Annotated in this window: 15 protein-coding genes; 4 read left to right on the top strand and 11 right to left on the bottom strand. The window is 69.3% G+C overall.

From position 1 onward, the window contains the following. Positions 1 to 176: 176 nt before the first annotated feature. Entirely contained in the window at positions 177 to 1,979 is a 1,803-nt protein-coding gene (locus AT699_RS10520; protein ID WP_024068430.1) for an ABCB family ABC transporter ATP-binding protein/permease, read from the top strand. Positions 1,980 to 2,030: 51 nt separating this feature from the next. Continuing rightward, entirely contained in the window at positions 2,031 to 2,417 is a 387-nt protein-coding gene (locus AT699_RS10515) for a Rieske (2Fe-2S) protein (RefSeq protein WP_006386601.1), read from the top strand. Between the two features lie 4 nt (positions 2,418 to 2,421). On the opposite strand, the gene AT699_RS10510 is transcribed toward AT699_RS10515, so the two are convergent. Then, positions 2,422 to 3,408, bottom strand: a complete 987-nt coding sequence (locus AT699_RS10510) for a bile acid:sodium symporter family protein (protein ID WP_024068429.1) — start codon at positions 3,406 to 3,408, stop codon at positions 2,422 to 2,424. A gap of 108 nt (positions 3,409 to 3,516) precedes the next feature. Between AT699_RS10510 and AT699_RS10505 the strand changes: the two genes are divergently transcribed. Beyond that, positions 3,517 to 4,359, top strand: a complete 843-nt coding sequence (locus tag AT699_RS10505) for a LysR family transcriptional regulator (RefSeq protein WP_024068428.1) — start codon at positions 3,517 to 3,519, stop codon at positions 4,357 to 4,359. A 42-nt stretch (positions 4,360 to 4,401) separates the two neighbouring features. Here the strand turns inward: AT699_RS10505 and AT699_RS10500 are convergent, their stop codons facing one another. The 8 genes from AT699_RS10500 to AT699_RS10465 form a co-directional block, all read right to left on the bottom strand. Beyond that, positions 4,402 to 4,932 (bottom strand): OsmC family protein, encoded by a 531-nt coding sequence (locus AT699_RS10500; RefSeq protein ID WP_006384667.1) that lies wholly within the window; start codon positions 4,930 to 4,932, stop codon positions 4,402 to 4,404. A gap of 76 nt (positions 4,933 to 5,008) precedes the next feature. Next, on the bottom strand, positions 5,009 to 6,499 hold the full coding sequence (locus AT699_RS10495) for a c-type cytochrome (protein ID WP_223308644.1): 1,491 nt from the start codon (positions 6,497 to 6,499) through the stop codon (positions 5,009 to 5,011). Then, positions 6,493 to 7,278 (bottom strand): ABC transporter ATP-binding protein, encoded by a 786-nt coding sequence (locus AT699_RS10490; protein ID WP_006388029.1) that lies wholly within the window; start codon positions 7,276 to 7,278, stop codon positions 6,493 to 6,495. The genes AT699_RS10495 and AT699_RS10490 overlap by 7 nt, the downstream gene beginning before the upstream one ends. Then, positions 7,272 to 8,291: an ABC transporter permease gene (locus AT699_RS10485; RefSeq protein WP_006388028.1), complete on the bottom strand. Its 1,020-nt coding sequence runs from the start codon at positions 8,289 to 8,291 to the stop codon at positions 7,272 to 7,274. The genes AT699_RS10490 and AT699_RS10485 overlap by 7 nt, the downstream gene beginning before the upstream one ends. After that, complete coding sequence (locus AT699_RS10480; RefSeq protein ID WP_020927069.1) at positions 8,278 to 9,309, bottom strand: ABC transporter substrate-binding protein; 1,032 nt, start codon at positions 9,307 to 9,309, stop codon at positions 8,278 to 8,280. Before AT699_RS10480 ends, AT699_RS10485 begins: the two co-directional genes overlap by 14 nt. Positions 9,310 to 9,458: 149 nt before the next feature. Next, positions 9,459 to 9,779 carry a hypothetical protein gene (locus AT699_RS10475; protein ID WP_024068426.1) on the bottom strand — a complete coding sequence of 107 codons (321 nt, stop codon included), beginning with the start codon at positions 9,777 to 9,779 and terminating at the stop codon, positions 9,459 to 9,461. 146 nt (positions 9,780 to 9,925) lie between these two features. Next, positions 9,926 to 10,804, bottom strand: a complete 879-nt coding sequence (locus tag AT699_RS10470; RefSeq protein ID WP_024068425.1) for an N-formylglutamate amidohydrolase — start codon at positions 10,802 to 10,804, stop codon at positions 9,926 to 9,928. Positions 10,805 to 10,806: 2 nt separating this feature from the next. Continuing rightward, positions 10,807 to 11,796 (bottom strand): Bug family tripartite tricarboxylate transporter substrate binding protein, encoded by a 990-nt coding sequence (locus AT699_RS10465; protein ID WP_006388024.1) that lies wholly within the window; start codon positions 11,794 to 11,796, stop codon positions 10,807 to 10,809. A gap of 149 nt (positions 11,797 to 11,945) precedes the next feature. Here AT699_RS10465 and AT699_RS10460 point away from each other — a divergent pair, with 149 nt between their 5' ends. Then, positions 11,946 to 12,887, top strand: a complete 942-nt coding sequence (locus AT699_RS10460) for a LysR substrate-binding domain-containing protein (RefSeq protein ID WP_024068424.1) — start codon at positions 11,946 to 11,948, stop codon at positions 12,885 to 12,887. An 89-nt stretch (positions 12,888 to 12,976) separates the two neighbouring features. Here AT699_RS10460 and AT699_RS10455 read toward each other — a convergent pair whose 3' ends face one another. Continuing rightward, a complete protein-coding gene (locus tag AT699_RS10455) occupies positions 12,977 to 13,192 on the bottom strand; it encodes a hypothetical protein (RefSeq protein WP_006388022.1) in 216 nt (71 codons plus the stop codon). A gap of 102 nt (positions 13,193 to 13,294) precedes the next feature. After that, a complete protein-coding gene (locus AT699_RS10450) occupies positions 13,295 to 14,401 on the bottom strand; it encodes an AGE family epimerase/isomerase (RefSeq protein ID WP_024068422.1) in 1,107 nt (368 codons plus the stop codon). Positions 14,402 to 14,527: the final 126 nt, after the last annotated feature.

The raw sequence follows: 14,527 nt of genomic DNA, 5'->3' as shown, positions 1-14,527 counted from the left end.
CTGCGCCCGTATGGAAAAACAATGCGAAAACCGGATGGAAAACCCCCGGGAGTGGTGCTTTCATCCCAGGGGTTTTCAACTAGATCATAGCGCTGGTGCCGGATAATGGGCCTTTTCGGGGCCTTTCACCCCCGTGGAACCCTGGGCCGCCCCCCGCCTGAACAACTTCCGTCCCCATGACCGCACCAGATTCCCGCCCCGCCGGACGCGGTGGTTTCGCCACCCTGCGCACCCTCTTTCCCTACCTCTGGCCGCCCGGCCAGGCGGGGTTGAAGGCCCGGGTGGTGGCCGCCCTGCTGTGCCTGTTCGCCGCCAAGGCGGCCACCGTCTACGTGCCGGTGCTGTACAAGCACGCCATCGACGCCCTGGGCGAAGGCGCGCCGGGCGCCGTGACCGTGCCGCTGGGCCTGATCCTGGCCTACGGCGGCGCGCGCGTGCTGTCGCTGCTGTTCTCGGAACTGCGCGACGCCCTCTTCGCCCGCGTCGGCCAGCACGTCATCCGCTCGGTCGGCCTGCGGATCTTCCGCCACCTGCACGGCCTGGCCCTGCGTTTCCACTTGACGCGCCAGACCGGCGGCCTGACCCGCGCCATCGAGCGCGGCACCAAGGGCATCCAGACGCTGCTATCGTTCCTGTTGTTCAACATCCTGCCGACCTTCTTCGAGATCGGCCTGGTCTGCATCGTGCTGTGGCGCATGTTCGACGCCTGGCTGGCGCTGGCCACCGGCGCCACGGTGATCCTGTACATGGCCTACACGCTGGCCGTCACCGAATGGCGCGCCAAGTTCCGCCGGCTCATGAACGAAACCGATTCCGAGGCCAACACCAAGGCCATCGAGAGCCTGCTGAACTACGAAACGGTCAAGTACTTCGGCAACGAAGAACACGAAGCGCGCCGCTACGACGCCTCGCTCACCCGCTACGAACGCGCGGCGGTGCGCAGCCAGGTCAGCCTGTCGATCCTCAACGTCGGCCAGGCCGTCATCATCTCCGCGGGCCTGACGCTGGTGATGTGGATGGCCGCCCGCGGCATCGCCGCGGGCCGCTACACCCTGGGCGACTTCGTGCTGGTCAACACCTACCTGCTGCAGCTGTACTCGCCGCTCAGCTTCTTCGGTTTCATCTACCGCGAGATCAAGCAGGCCATGATCGACATGGAGCGCATGTTCGAGCTGCTCGGCCAGGACCGCGAAGTGGCCGACCGCCCCGAGGCGCTACCGCTGCGCGTGGCCGGCGGCGCGGTCGAGTTCCGCGACGTGCGCTTCGGCTACGACGAACGCCGGCCCATCCTCAAGGGCGTGAACTTCACCCTGCCGGCCGGCAAGACCCTGGCCGTGGTGGGCACCTCGGGCGCGGGCAAGTCCACCATCGCGCGGCTGCTGTTCCGCTTCTACGATGCCGACGCCGGCGCCATCCTGGTCGACGGCCAGGACATCCGCGACGTCACCCAGGCCAGCCTGCGCGCCGCCATCGGCGTAGTGCCGCAGGACACCGTGCTGTTCAACGACACCATCCGCTACAACATCGGCTACGGCCGTCCCGGCGCCTCGGATGCCGAGATCGAGCACGCGGCCCGGCTGGCGCACATCCACGACCTGATCATGGCCATGCCCGACGGCTACCAGACCATGGTGGGCGAGCGCGGGCTCAAGCTGTCCGGCGGCGAAAAGCAGCGCGTGGCCATCGCCCGCACCCTGCTCAAGGACCCGGCCATCTTCCTGTTCGACGAAGCCACCAGCGCGCTCGACACCCGCACCGAACGGGAGATCCAGGCCAACCTGCGCGAAGTCAGCCGCGGCCGCAGCACACTCATCATCGCCCACCGCCTGTCCACCGTGGCCGATGCCGACGAGATCCTGGTGCTCGAGGACGGCCGCGTGGCCGAGCGCGGGCGCCACGCGCAGCTGCTGGCCGCGGGCGGCCTGTATGCCGCCATGTGGGCGCGGCAGCAGGAAAACACCGCCGCGCCGGCGGATTGACAAGCCCCGCCCCCTGTCCGAAGATCGCACCCTTTGCTTCCAAGGCCATCCATGCAGGATTCCCGCATCGCCCCCGAAGTCCGCGTCTGCGCCGCCACCGACCTGGTCAACGGCGGGCTCGGCGTCAAACTGCCGGTCACCGACAGCGCGGGCCGCACCACCGCCTTCTTCGTGCGCTACCAGGACCGGGTGCACGGCTACCTGAACCGCTGCGCCCACGTCGGCGTCGAACTCGACTGGGAAGGCAGCTTCTTCACCCGCGCGGGCGACCTGATCATGTGCGCCCGCCACGGCGCCACCTACCAGCCCGACACCGGCCTGTGCGTGGGCGGCCCCTGTAAGAACGGCCGTCTCACCGTGCTGGCGGTCGAGGAACGCGACGGCGCCGTCTACTGGCAGCCCAGCGGCAAGATCCAGCCGCTGGCCGCCGAAGGCTGAGGCCTCAGGCGCGGGCCGGCTCGGCCGCCTGCGTCGGCTCGGCCCGGTCGGCGTAGCGGCGCGCCAGCACCGCGCAGACCATCAGCTGCATCTGGTGGAAGATCATCAGCGGCAGCACCACGATGCCCATCTGCGAGGTGCCGAACAGCACCGTGGCCAACGGAATGCCGGATGCCAGCGACTTCTTCGACCCGCAGAACACCAGCGTGATCTCGTTCTCCTTGGACAGCCCGAGCTTGCGGCTGCCCCAGGTCGTGACCAGCAGCACCGACCCCAGCAGCAACGCATTGACCAGCACCATGGTCGCCAGGTCGATCGCCGGGAACGCATGCCAGATGCCCTGCGCCACCGCCTCGCTGAACGCGGTGTAGACCGCCAGCAGGATCGAACTGCGATCCACCTTCGACAGCACCCGGCTGTTGCGCTGCGCCCAGGCGCCGATCCACGGCCGCAACAGGCTGCCCACCGCGAACGGCAGCAGCAGCTGCAGCAGGATGCGGCCGGCGTCGGCCAGGCCGTGGCCGCCGCCCTGGCGATGCAGCAGCACCGCCACCAGCAGCGGCGTCAGCACGGTGCCCAGCAGGTTGGACGCGGTCGCCGCGCAGATCGCGCCCGGCACATTGCCGCGCGCCATCGACGTGAAGGCGATCGACGACTGCACCGTCGACGACAACGTGCACACGAAGATCACGCCCAGCCACAGCGACGGCGTCAGCAGCCCGGGAAACACGGCCCGCAACGCCAGCCCCAGCGCCGGGAACAGGATGAAGGTGCACCCGAGGATCAGCGCATGCAGCCGCACGTCCTTGACCCCCGCCACGATCGCGTCCGTGGACAAACGCGCGCCGTGCAGGAAGAACAACAGCGAAATCGCCACATTGCTGGCCACCATCATGAACGACGCGCCCTTGCCCACGGCCGGGAAAAAGCTGGCGAACGCCACGGTGGCGATCAGGATGAGGGTGAACTGGTCGGGCAGGAAGCGGCGCATGGCGGGGGGTTTCCAGGAAGGTTGCGGAAACTATAGGCGCGCGGCTTGCTATCGTGAAGGCCACTGGTTACTGTAACTGCTATCGAACTTTCCTATAGGCAGGCCGCCATGCTCAACCCGCTCTGGCTCAAGACCTTCGCCACCGCCGCGGGCGCGCCCAGCTTCAGCGAGGCGGCGCGCCGCCTCGGCCTGACCCAGCCCACCGTCAGCGAACACATCCGCCAGCTGGAGCTGGCACTGGAGCGCCGCCTGTTCCTGCGCGACACCCACTCACTGGCCCTGACCAGCGACGGCCGCAGCCTGCTGGTGCACGCCGAAATCATCCTCGACGCGCACGAACGCGCCGAGCGGCTGTTCGACGCCCCGCGCCTGCGCGGGCGCGTGCGGCTCGGCACCTCCGACGACCTGGCGATGGGCCCGCTGCCCGACGTGCTGGCCGCGTTCCGCCAGGCGCATCCCGAAGTCGAGCTGGACATCACCATCGGCGTCACCAGCGACCTCTACCGGCTGCTCGACGACAACGGGCTGGACGTCATGATCGGCAAGCGCCGCCGCGGCGACCGCCGCGGCCAGACCCTGCACAAGGAAGCGCTCCTGTGGCGCGTCCGCGAAGGCCTGCGCCTGGCGCCCGACGCGCCGCTGCCGCTGATCCTGCTGCGCGAGCCCAGCGTCACCCGGACCCTGGCGCTGGATGCGCTGGCGCGCGCCGGCCGCAGCTGGCAGATCGTCTGTACCAGCACCAGCTACGCCGGCTGCCAGGCGGCCGCCCGCGCCGGCCTGGGCATCACGGTGCAGCCCTCGCACCTGTCCACCGCCGGCCTGGCGGCGCCCGCCGGCGCACTGGCCCTGCCGGCGCTGCCGCAGGTGGAATTCATCGTGATTTCGGCGCCCGCGCCCAACCAGCCGACCCGCGCGCTCACCGAAATCCTGATGCGCAGCTCGTTGACCTGAGACTTTCAACCGGACGACCGCGCGGGCGGGGGCCCCGGCCGCTCAGGCCCGTGACCGCGTGTGCCGCACGCTGCCTTCCAGCGGCTGCGGCTGCTTGAGCAGGTTCAGGATCGGGCACCACTGCTCCACCGCCTCATGCACGGCCCGCACCGCGTCCTCGTCGGCCGGCGACACGATGTGCGCGGTGTAGCGGATGTTGTGCGGAAAGAACGGCACCTGCTCGTAGCCCGGCTTGCCGCCGCGCGGATCCAGGTCGCCTTCGATCTCCACCTGCAGCGATTCCAGCGGCAGTTCCAGCTCGGCCGCCTTGATCAGGAAGATGTGCGTCAGGCAGCTGCCCAGCGATCCCAACAGCAGTTCCGGCGAACTCGGCCCAAGGTCATAACCGGCGAAATCCGCCGGGCTGTCGCTCACCACCTGGTGATCGCGGATGCGGATGCGGCGCACGCCGCTGCGACCTTCCGCGCTGACCTGCGCGCGCAGCTTCACCGGCGTCACCGTGCGCGGGTCTCGCGCATTGCGCGCCAGCACCGCCTCGCGCTTCTGGCCCAGGTATTCATTCAACGTGCTCATCTTGCCTGCCTCGCGTATGTGAAAAGTGGAAGGGAAATGTGCCCGGATGGCGAGTCGCCATGCCGCCTGAAGTGCGCTACTGCCTGCGGCGCGTATCCGGAATCCCGATGGGGGCACGATCCATCGCCAGCAGCAGCGCGCCCAAGCCCTGCGCCGTGGTGTTCTCCATGCGGCCGCCCGGCCCGCAGACGTTGTCCGCGCTGGTCCAGGCCGGCGCCGCGCCCGGCAGGCGCCGCGCCCGCAGCCAGCCGCGGCGATCGACCATGAACTGCGCGCCCGCCAGCCCCTGCGGCGCCAGCCCGGCGGCCAGCGCATAGGCATTCCAGGCGTCCTCGTCCACCGCCGCGCAATCGGCATCCCCGGGCAGCGGACCGCCGCGCGTCAACGCCACGGTCAACAGGCGCGGATCCTGCGGTTCCGGCGGCGCGCCCGGCATCGCCGCCACCACGCGTAGCGGCAGGCCGCGCAGGCCGGCCAGCGTGACCGCGCGCCCGTCGCGGCACGACAACGCCACCACCGGCGCGGGAACCGCCGGCATGCCCGCGCCACCGTTGACGCCATAGGCGTGCACGCGCAGGTAGTCCAGCACCTGCCAGATCTCGTCGGCCGTCAAGGCCTGCGGCGGACCGGCAACGCGCGCCGCGGCGGCCGGCCTGTCGCCAGGCAGTCCGCTGCCGGAGCGACCGTCCCCGCCCTGCGCGCCAACGGCATGCCCGTGGCCGCCTTGCGCCAGGCGCCAGTGCAACTCCCCTTCGAGCCGATTCTCGAACAACGCCGCGCCCAGCACGCTCGGCCAGGTCGGCAGCCCCGGCGCGAGCGGCCCCCGGCCATCCGCCCGCTCGCCATGGCAGGCCGCGCAGTGGCTCTGGTACAGGCGCGCGCCTTGCAGCAGATTGCGATCCGAAAACACCAGGGGCGAACGCTGGTACGACGTGGCCGTCGCTTCCGTCAGCAGCATGCGCGGCGCGGGCCAGCTGGCGCTGGCCAGCAGGCCCGCGGCGGCCGTCAGCCATACCAGCCGGCCCCGCCGCGCAAACAGCGCGCCCACCAGCAGGGCCAGCGCCGCCGCCGTCAATCCCGCCGCCAGTCCCAGGCGCCGCCAGGTATGCGTGCCGACCGGCAGATCCGGGTCGTAGCGCCAGGTGAACGGCCAGTGCGCGATTGCCAGCGCCTCCGCCGGCTGCCAGGCAATCGCCAACGCCAGCAACGTCGCCAACAGCGCCAAGGCTGCCAATACCGTGGCGCCGGCGCGGCGCCACGCCTGCCCCGCCCGTTCCGGCGCGCGGCTGTGCAGCCAGCAAGCCACCAGCGCCGCCAGCAGCAACACAGCGGCGACGGCCAGGGCCAGGTGCCCCAGCCGCGATCCCAGCAGGCCGGGCGCGCCCTGCACCCGTTGCCAGCCCAGCGCAAGCACGCCGCCCACCGCCGCCAACGCCAGCGCCGCCAGCCACGGCAGCGGCAGGCCGGCCGTGATCGCATCGCCCCGCCGGCGCGCGGCGGCCAGGCACGCCAGCATGCCCGCCGGCGCCACCAGGGCCGCCAGCGCCAATGCCGCGTTGCTCACCACGTTGCATCCAGCCCCAGCAAGGCCAGCGCCTGGCGCCGCAACTCGGCCAGGCGCGGGTCGCCGCGATGGCGCGGATACGGCAGGTCGTTGACGATCTCATCCTTGATCCGCGCCGGCCGTTCGCTCAACACAATGATGCGCGAGGCCATGAACAGGGCCTCCTCGACGTCGTGCGTCACCAGCAAGGCGGTGAAGCCGCTGCGCTGCCACAGCTCCACCAGCTCGGACTGCATCGCGATCCGCGTCAGCGAATCGAGCTTGCCGAGCGGCTCGTCCAGGATCAGGATGCGCGGATCGTTCACCAGCGCGCGTGCCAGCGCGGCGCGCTGCGCCATGCCGCCGGACAGCTGGTGCGGATAGGCCTGGCCAAAGGCCGCCAGCCCCACGCGCTGCAACGCGTCGTCGACCCGGGCGCGCTGCGTCTTCAACAGTCCGCGCGCCTGCAGGCCCAGCGCCACGTTGTGCCATACGGTCCGCCACGGATACAGCGTCGGATCCTGGAACACCACGATGCGCGATGGCGATGGTCCGTCGATCGGTTCGTCGTCGGCCAGCAGGTCGCCCTGGGCCGGCGGCTCCAGCCCCGCCACCAGCCGCAGCAAAGTCGACTTGCCGCAACCGCTCGGGCCCAGCAGCGCCACGAACTCGCCGGGCCGCACCTCCAGGTCGATATCGTCCAGCACCGGCAACGCCGCGCCGTCCAGCTCGAAGCGGTGGTTCACGCCCCGCACCGCCAGCGCCGCGCCGCGCGCCGCCGCTTCCTGTGCCGCCGCTACCATTTCACCACCCCCTTCTGCCAGGCCAGCAAGCGATCACGCCCCGCGAACAGCAGCGTGATCAGCCCCGAGAACACCAGCGCCATCACGATCAGCGCGCCGTACATATTGGCGTACGACGCCCAGCCCTGCGCCCACGACAGATACCAGCCCAGTCCCGATTTCACGCCCATCATCTCGGCCGCCACCAGCACCGAAAACGATGCGCCCAGGCCCATGAACAGGCCCACGAACACCTGCGGCAAGGCCGCCGGTATCGCCACCCGCAGCACCAGGAACCACTCGCTCGCCCCCATCGTCCGCGCCACGTCGTAGTAGGCGCGGTTCACGCCCGCCACGCCCGACCAGGTCAGCACCGTGACCGGGAACCAGGTCGCCAGCGCGATCAGGAACACCGCCGCCGACCAGCTCGACGGGAAAAAGAAGAACGCCATCGGCAGCAGCGCCGTCGACGGCACCGGCCCCAGGAAGCGCAGCACCGGATGCACCCAGTAGCCCAGGCCGCGCGACCAGCCGATCGCCACGCCGGTCAGGAAACCCGCCGCCGCGCCCAGGCCGAAGCCATTGGCCAGCAGCCAGAGCGAGTTGGCCAGGCTGTCGGCCAACCGCTTGTAGTCGCTGACGTAGACCTCGATCAGCGACTGCGGCGGCGCGAAGAACGGGCTGGGCAGCAGAGCCAGCTTGGCCGTGGCGACCTCCCACAGGCCCACCGCCACGGCCAATGCCAGCAGCCACGGCCCGGCCCGGTGCAGTGCCCGCACCGGACGGCGGTGGGCGGCGCCGGCCACCGCCGCCAGCAGCAGCAAGGCCGCCAGCACCAACGCCGCCACGCCGAATTCACGCGTGTAGCCCCATGACGTGAAGCCCACCTCCACGTTGGGCCAGCGCAGGGTCACCGCGCCCACCGCCGCCCACAGGGCGGCGGCGGCCACGCCGGTCTTCCACAGGCGCCAGGGTTGCGCCGCGGCCGGCGCGCCGCGCAACGCGCCAACCGCCAGCGTGTCAGCCGAGGACATTGGGCACCACCGCTTGCGCGTACTTGTTGATATCGAGATTGGCGCTGAGCACCTTGATGGTCTTCAGATCCTTGGCATAGCCCACGATCTCTTCGCGCAGCGCCCCGCCGGTCGACGCGTGGCCATGGCTGTGGCTGCGCAGGATCGCCGCCACGCGCTCGGCCGGCACCTTGCCCGGCACGTAGGGCGCGAAGATGCGGGCGGTCTCGTCGGGATTGGACGCGGTCCAGCGCTGCGCGTCGATCACCGCCCGGGTGATGGCCGCGGCCGACTCGGGATCGTTGCGCACCAGGTCGCCGCGCAGCCCGAGCACGCAGCAGGTGCGGTTCTCGTAATCGCCTTCGATGTTGGTGGCGATCTCGCGCAGCTTGTTGTCCTCGCGCAGCGTGTAGATCAGCGGATCGTCGCCGGCGATGGCATCGACCTCGCCCTTTCTCAGCACTTCGCCGAACAGGTCCTGCGGATACTGGCGCCAGTCCACCGACTCCGGATCGATGCCCAGCTGAGCCACGCGGATCGCGAAGAAGTTCTTCACCGGGCTGGCCTGGTCGGACACCGCCACGCGGCGGCCCTTCAGGTCCTGCACGCTCTTGATCGGCGAGTCCGCCGCGGTCAGCAGGCGCATGCAGCCACCGTGCGTGCCCACCGCCAGCTTCACGTCAAAGCCCTGCTCCAGCGGCTTGAGCCAGCGCAGCGCCATGCCGATGCCGCCATCGGCATGGCCGGTGGCGATGGCTTCGAGCAACTGGTCGGTCGAGCCGCTGAAATTGATGCGCTCGACCTTGAGGTTGTACTTGTCGAAAAAGCCGCGCTCCAGCGCCACCGACACCGGCGACTGGCACACCGCGGTCTGGCTCCACGCGATCTTGTAGGTGCGAGGCGCGCCATTGGCCGCCAGCACGCGCGAACCGAGCATGCCCAGCGGCGCCGCAAGGCCCGCCGCGGTTGCCGCGCGCAGCAATGCGCGTCGCGAAATGCCGCGCGCCGCATGGGCGCGCGTTTGGACGTTCGTATTCATCAACCTTCCTTTTGAGCAGACTGTGAATGGCGATGCTTGCCATGCGGCATCATCGGCCCGCGCTCAGGCGTTCGACAAATACAAAGTGGGGATAACAATATGTGGGCGGCGGCCGCGCCGCCGGGTCCCGCGGCAGGCGGCGCGCGGCCCTAGTCCGGCAGGTGGTCGGGAACGCCGTGCTCGTCGACGGACTTGACGCGGTCCAGCGCGTTGCGCGCGGCCGACATCGCTTCGACCGTGCCGCGGAAACGACGCGTCACGAAGATCTCGAACGCCAGGCTTTCGGCTTCTTCCTCGACATCGGGCGTCTCACAGGGCGGCTGCGCGTCCGGGGCGCCGGGGGCCTTGGCCGCCGCATCCGCTTTCACCGGCAGGCGCCGCGTTTCCAGAAAGGCGCGCGCCGGAATGCGCCCCTCGGGTTGCGTCGCGTACGCCACGACGGAAAAACCATTGATGATCTTCTCGGCCATACCGGTTCCCTGTAGGCCGCGCCAATGATCGACGCAGCACGTTGTTAGCGACAACGGCCGCCCGCCGGGAAACTTAAGCGCAAGCACGACGGCCCCGATTGGCTTGCGTCAACCGGGGCCGCGGGATCGCGACGATGCACGCGCGTCTATTTTGTCGACGATATCGCCGACATGCGCGCGCGCACGTATTGCGCCACCTGCGCCAGCACCTGCGACAGGTCGGCGCGCAGCGATTCGAAGCCCGCGTTGCGCTCGCGGGTCGCCTCGTCCATGTACAGCGGACGCCGGATCTCCACCTGCAGACTGTGCCGGTTCAATGCCGGCTGGCCGATCTGCGCGATCAGCTGCACGCCCTTGTAGGGATCGTTGCGCGCCACGGCATAGCCGCGGTCGCGCAGCGCCGTCTCGATCAGGGCGATGAACTCCGGCTCACAGGTGGTGCCGTCACGGTCGCCCAGCACGAAATCGGCCAGCGGATGCGCGCTCTCGCGGCCCAGCCGCTCATAGGCATCGTTCGGCATCGAGTGCAGGTTCAAGTGCCAGACCGCGCCGAAATCGCGTTGCGCGCTTTCGATGGCCTGCGCCAGCGCCGCGTGATACGGCTCGTAGTACGCCTGGATGCGATGGCGCACTTCGGCCAGCGACAGCTTGCGGTCATAGATCGGCGTGGCCTTGTCCATGCGGCGCCAGATCAGGCCCTTGCCCAGCCGGGTCTTCTCGCCGGGATCGAGCGGTTCCGGCCAGGGTTCGGCCAGCAACTCCGGATCCAGATCGCGCAGCGTGCGGTTGGGATCGATGTAGACGCGCGGAAAGTGCGCCGCCACCAGCGTGGCGCCCAATGCCGGCGCCGCCGACCACAAGGCGTCCACGTGCGTGTCCTCGCCCTGGCGCAACTGCGCCAGGCTGGCCGCGGCGCCGAAATCGGCGGGGTATTGCTCGCCACTGTGCGGCGAGTCACACACCAGCGGCAGGGCCGGCGCGGTCGGGGCATGCACGGAAACGGCTTGGAAGTCGGCGTTCGTCATCGTCAGTCAGCCTGGATGTTGGCGGCCTTGGCGACTTTGGCGTAGCGCGCCAGGGCCTGTTCGATCTGCGTCTTGAATTCCTGCGGCGTGGTCGGCATCAGCGTACCACCGACGTCCTCGGCCTTCTTGCGGAACTCCGGATCCTGCATCGCCGCGCGCACCGCCTGGTTCAGGCGCTCGATCACCGCCGGCGGCGTGCCGGCCGGCGCCACCAGGCCGAACCAGCCGCCCGTGCCCATGTCGGGGTAGCCCAGTTCGATATAGGTCGGCACGTCCGGCAGCAGCGGCGAGCGTTCGGCGCCCAGCACCGCCAGCGGCCGCAGCTTGCCGCCCAGCACCTGCGGCAGGGTCGAGGACAGGTTGTCGGTGATGGCGTCCACCTGCCCGCCCATCACGTCATTGAGCGCCGGACCGGCGCCGCGGTACGGCACGTGCAGCAGCTTGATGCCGGCCAGCATCATGAAGTTCTCGATGTTCACGTGGCCCAGCGAGCCCACGCCCGGCGAGGCAAAGCTGTACTTGTCCGCCTGCCCCTTGGCCAGCGCGACGAACTCGGCCATGTTCTTGGCGGGGACCTGCGGATTGATCGCGAAGATACTGGGCACGGCCAGCACGTTGGCCACCGGCTCGAAGTCCTTGAGCGGGTCATAGTTCATCTTGCGATAGACCGCCGGATTCGACCCGTGCGTGCTCATCGTCGCCATGCCGATGGTGTAGCCGTCGGGGGTCGAGCGCGCCACCTGTTCCATGCCAAGCGAACCGCCCGCGCCGGCCTTGTTCTCGACCACGATGGTCTGCTTCAGGTCGCGGCCGGCGTACTCGGCCACCAGGCGCGCCACGATGTCGGTCGAACCGCCCGCGGCGAACGGCACCACCAGCTTGATGGGGCGGGAGGGATAGTCGGCGGCTTGCGCCGGACCGGCAAAGGACAGCGCGGCGCAGACGCCGGCGAGCGCGATGCGCGCGGAACAGCCGAAAAAGCGGCGGGACATGGAGCGACTCCGGAAAAAGGTGCAGGTCTTGCTGCGAGGCCGCCAGTGTCCGAACTTTACGATCCCCTTTCAAACGACTATATTGCACGCCTTCATTACCAACGCTCATGCTAAGGGGCCTGTCGCCTGGCCCCGGGGACCGCCGCGCCATGCGCCTGCACTCGCCGTCCATGTCCGAGCTGCACGCCTTCATGACGGCCGCGCGGCTGGGCAGTTTCACCCTGGCGGCCGAGACCCTGTGCGTGACCCAGGGCGCCGTCAGCCGCGCCATCGCGCGGCTCGAAGCGCATTTCGGCCAGCCGCTGATGCGCCGCAACGCCCACGGCCTGACCCTGACCGAGACCGGCCGCAAGCTCTATGAAGGCGGCCAGGCGCCGCTTCAGGCCATCGAGGCGCTCAGCGCCGAACTGCGCGCCGATGACCGCCGCCTGCGGTTGACCCTGTCCAGCGTGCCGACCCTGGCCAGCGCCTGGCTGGTGCCGCGCCTGCCCGACTTCCACCGACGCCATCCCGACATCCAGCTGGGCTTCGCGGCCTATCGCCGCAACGAGGATTTTTCCGGCGCCACGCCCGACGCCAGCATCCTTTCCGGAGAAACCGGCCAATGGCCCGGTTGGCAGGCGGACTACGTGATCGGCCGGGAAATGATCGCCATCTGCAGCCCCGCCCGGCTGGCGGCGCGGCGCGCTGCCGGCCTGTGGGACACCCCCGCGGGGCTGCTCGGCGAACCATTGCTGTACCACTCCAACGGCATGGACAACTGGACCCGCTGGTTCGAGGCCGCCGACGTGCGCCGCGACGGCCTCAAGCTGGCCGGCGGTTTCGACCAGGTCAGCATCCTGGTCCGCGCCGTCATGGCCGACATGGGCATCGCCGTGCTGCAGCGCTGCCTGCTGCAGGACGACCTGCAGAGCGGCCGCGTCGCCGCGCCCTTCCCCGACCTGCGCATCGCCATCTCGCGCGGCTACCATCTGTGCGCGCCGCCCCAGCGTCGCGACCACTACGCACTGGCCTGTTTCCGGCAATGGTTGCTGGACACCGCCCGCCAGGATCCCGACAACACCGCGCCGGCCGCCGGCACAGCCGTGTAACGGCCAGGAAACAAAACGGGCCCCGAAACGGGGCCCGACAGTAACAAGCAATTGCAGCGACCTTGCGGCGCCACCCTATATCGACGCCCTCAGGGCGCCAATTTGAAGCCCAGGTCCACGCCCCACTTGTCCGTTTCGCGCAGCCACTTGGCGCCGCAGTTCAAGCAACGGAAATGGTCTTCGCGGCTTTCCTCGCGGCCTTTCTGTGTCGGGTTGGTGAATCCCTGGTGCCCCAGATGCGAATGCGGCGCGACGCCTGCAAGCCCGGGGTTGATGCGTTGGCAAGCCAAGCACATAACGCTCATTGATGCTTCCCCACAAACATAGTTACTAAATTGTAAGGGATTTCACCAATGTTTTTCTATTAAAACCTATCCTCGATTAAACAAAAATTGTTAACGGCGCAATTAAACAACGCCTGGCAGCGCCGCCAGGCAGGTCGCCAGGTGGTACGGCGAAGTCGACGGCATGTCCGGACGCACCACCGCCCCGGCGGCGTCCAGGCATTCATACCAACCGCCGGGATGCAGGAAACGGGCACGGAACGCCGCCAACGCCTGGTTCAGGGCCGCCTGCTCGCCCAACACCGCCAGCATCCGCAGATGCTCCGTCTGCGCCCATATGCGGCGGGTATCGTCCAGCACCGCGCCCTGCTCGTCCAGCGCCGCCGCCACGCCGCCCGCATCGACGCCATGGCCTCGGGCCCAATGCACGCCGCGTGGCAGGGACTCGGCCAGGTCCAGCCCATCGAACACCTCGGCCGACTCGCGCACCAGAGACAACCACTCGAATTGATGGCCCGGTTCGATACGATTGCCCGGCGTGCCCTGCGGCAGCTCCGCAATGCACTGCGTCGACGCGCTCAGGAACGATTGGGTCATGACCTGCGCCAACCCGCGCAACCGCTTGGCGAACAACGCCGGTTCCGCCACCTGGGCGGCGGCCAGATAGGCCTCGGTCAGATGCATCATGGGGTTCTGCGCGGGGCCGCGCAGCACCTGCTTCCAGTCCGCGCTCAAGGCGGCGTGATAAAGGCCGTCGGCCGATTTGAAGCGCGACTCGATGACCTCCGCCGTGGCCAGCATCAGTTTGCGCGCTTGCGCGTTGCGCGAGCGCCGGAAATGCGCGGCGCAGGCAAACACGATGAAAGCGTGGGTGTACAGATCCTGCGTCAGGTCCAGCGGGCGTCCCTGAGCGTCGACGCTGTAGTGCCAGCCGCCATGCGCCTCGTCGCGAAACACGCGCACCAGCGAATCGAACAGGCGATCGGCGTGCGCGCCCGCCGCGGCGCCCGGCGCCGCGGCATAGACGTACAGCTGGCGCGCGCACGCCATGGCGCGATAACGCTCGGCCGGCAACGGCGCGCCGCTGGCGGCATCCAGGGATTCAAAGGGCAGACCCAGGGTGTCATTGAAGCCCGGCCCCATCCACAGGGGCAGGATGACGGAGTCGAAATGCTCGCGAAATGCGGTGATGTGCTCCGCCAGCGCGGAGTTGGTCTGTGCGGCAGTCATCTTGGAACGACGCAAACCCGATAAGGGCCGCTTGTTATGGAGCAGCGACGATAACCGAAATTTTCGTCGCCATCTCCGGAACGCCATTCTGAGCGTCATGCGCACACAGACCCGTACAGCCGTTCA

This window comes from Achromobacter xylosoxidans, from assembly GCF_001457475.1.
GTDB lineage: Bacteria > Pseudomonadota > Gammaproteobacteria > Burkholderiales > Burkholderiaceae_B > Achromobacter > Achromobacter xylosoxidans.
This window is presented reverse-complemented; position numbering and strand designations above follow the sequence as displayed.

Bases quoted from the DNA above. Each gene is read 5' to 3' on its own strand.
- AT699_RS10520 (WP_024068430.1), top strand. From the start codon at position 177: ATGACCGCACCAGATTCCCGCCCCGCCGGACGCGGTGGTTTCGCCACC.
- AT699_RS10515 (WP_006386601.1), top strand. From the start codon at position 2,031: ATGCAGGATTCCCGCATCGCCCCCGAAGTCCGCGTCTGCGCCGCCACC.
- AT699_RS10510 (WP_024068429.1), bottom strand. From the start codon at position 3,408: ATGCGCCGCTTCCTGCCCGACCAGTTCACCCTCATCCTGATCGCCACC.
- AT699_RS10505 (WP_024068428.1), top strand. From the start codon at position 3,517: ATGCTCAACCCGCTCTGGCTCAAGACCTTCGCCACCGCCGCGGGCGCG.
- AT699_RS10500 (WP_006384667.1), bottom strand. From the start codon at position 4,932: ATGAGCACGTTGAATGAATACCTGGGCCAGAAGCGCGAGGCGGTGCTG.
- AT699_RS10490 (WP_006388029.1), bottom strand. From the start codon at position 7,278: ATGGTAGCGGCGGCACAGGAAGCGGCGGCGCGCGGCGCGGCGCTGGCG.
- AT699_RS10485 (WP_006388028.1), bottom strand. From the start codon at position 8,291: ATGTCCTCGGCTGACACGCTGGCGGTTGGCGCGTTGCGCGGCGCGCCG.
- AT699_RS10480 (WP_020927069.1), bottom strand. From the start codon at position 9,309: ATGAATACGAACGTCCAAACGCGCGCCCATGCGGCGCGCGGCATTTCG.
- AT699_RS10475 (WP_024068426.1), bottom strand. From the start codon at position 9,779: ATGGCCGAGAAGATCATCAATGGTTTTTCCGTCGTGGCGTACGCGACG.
- AT699_RS10470 (WP_024068425.1), bottom strand. From the start codon at position 10,804: ATGACGAACGCCGACTTCCAAGCCGTTTCCGTGCATGCCCCGACCGCG.
- AT699_RS10465 (WP_006388024.1), bottom strand. From the start codon at position 11,796: ATGTCCCGCCGCTTTTTCGGCTGTTCCGCGCGCATCGCGCTCGCCGGC.
- AT699_RS10460 (WP_024068424.1), top strand. From the start codon at position 11,946: ATGCGCCTGCACTCGCCGTCCATGTCCGAGCTGCACGCCTTCATGACG.
- AT699_RS10455 (WP_006388022.1), bottom strand. From the start codon at position 13,192: ATGAGCGTTATGTGCTTGGCTTGCCAACGCATCAACCCCGGGCTTGCA.
- AT699_RS10450 (WP_024068422.1), bottom strand. From the start codon at position 14,401: ATGACTGCCGCACAGACCAACTCCGCGCTGGCGGAGCACATCACCGCA.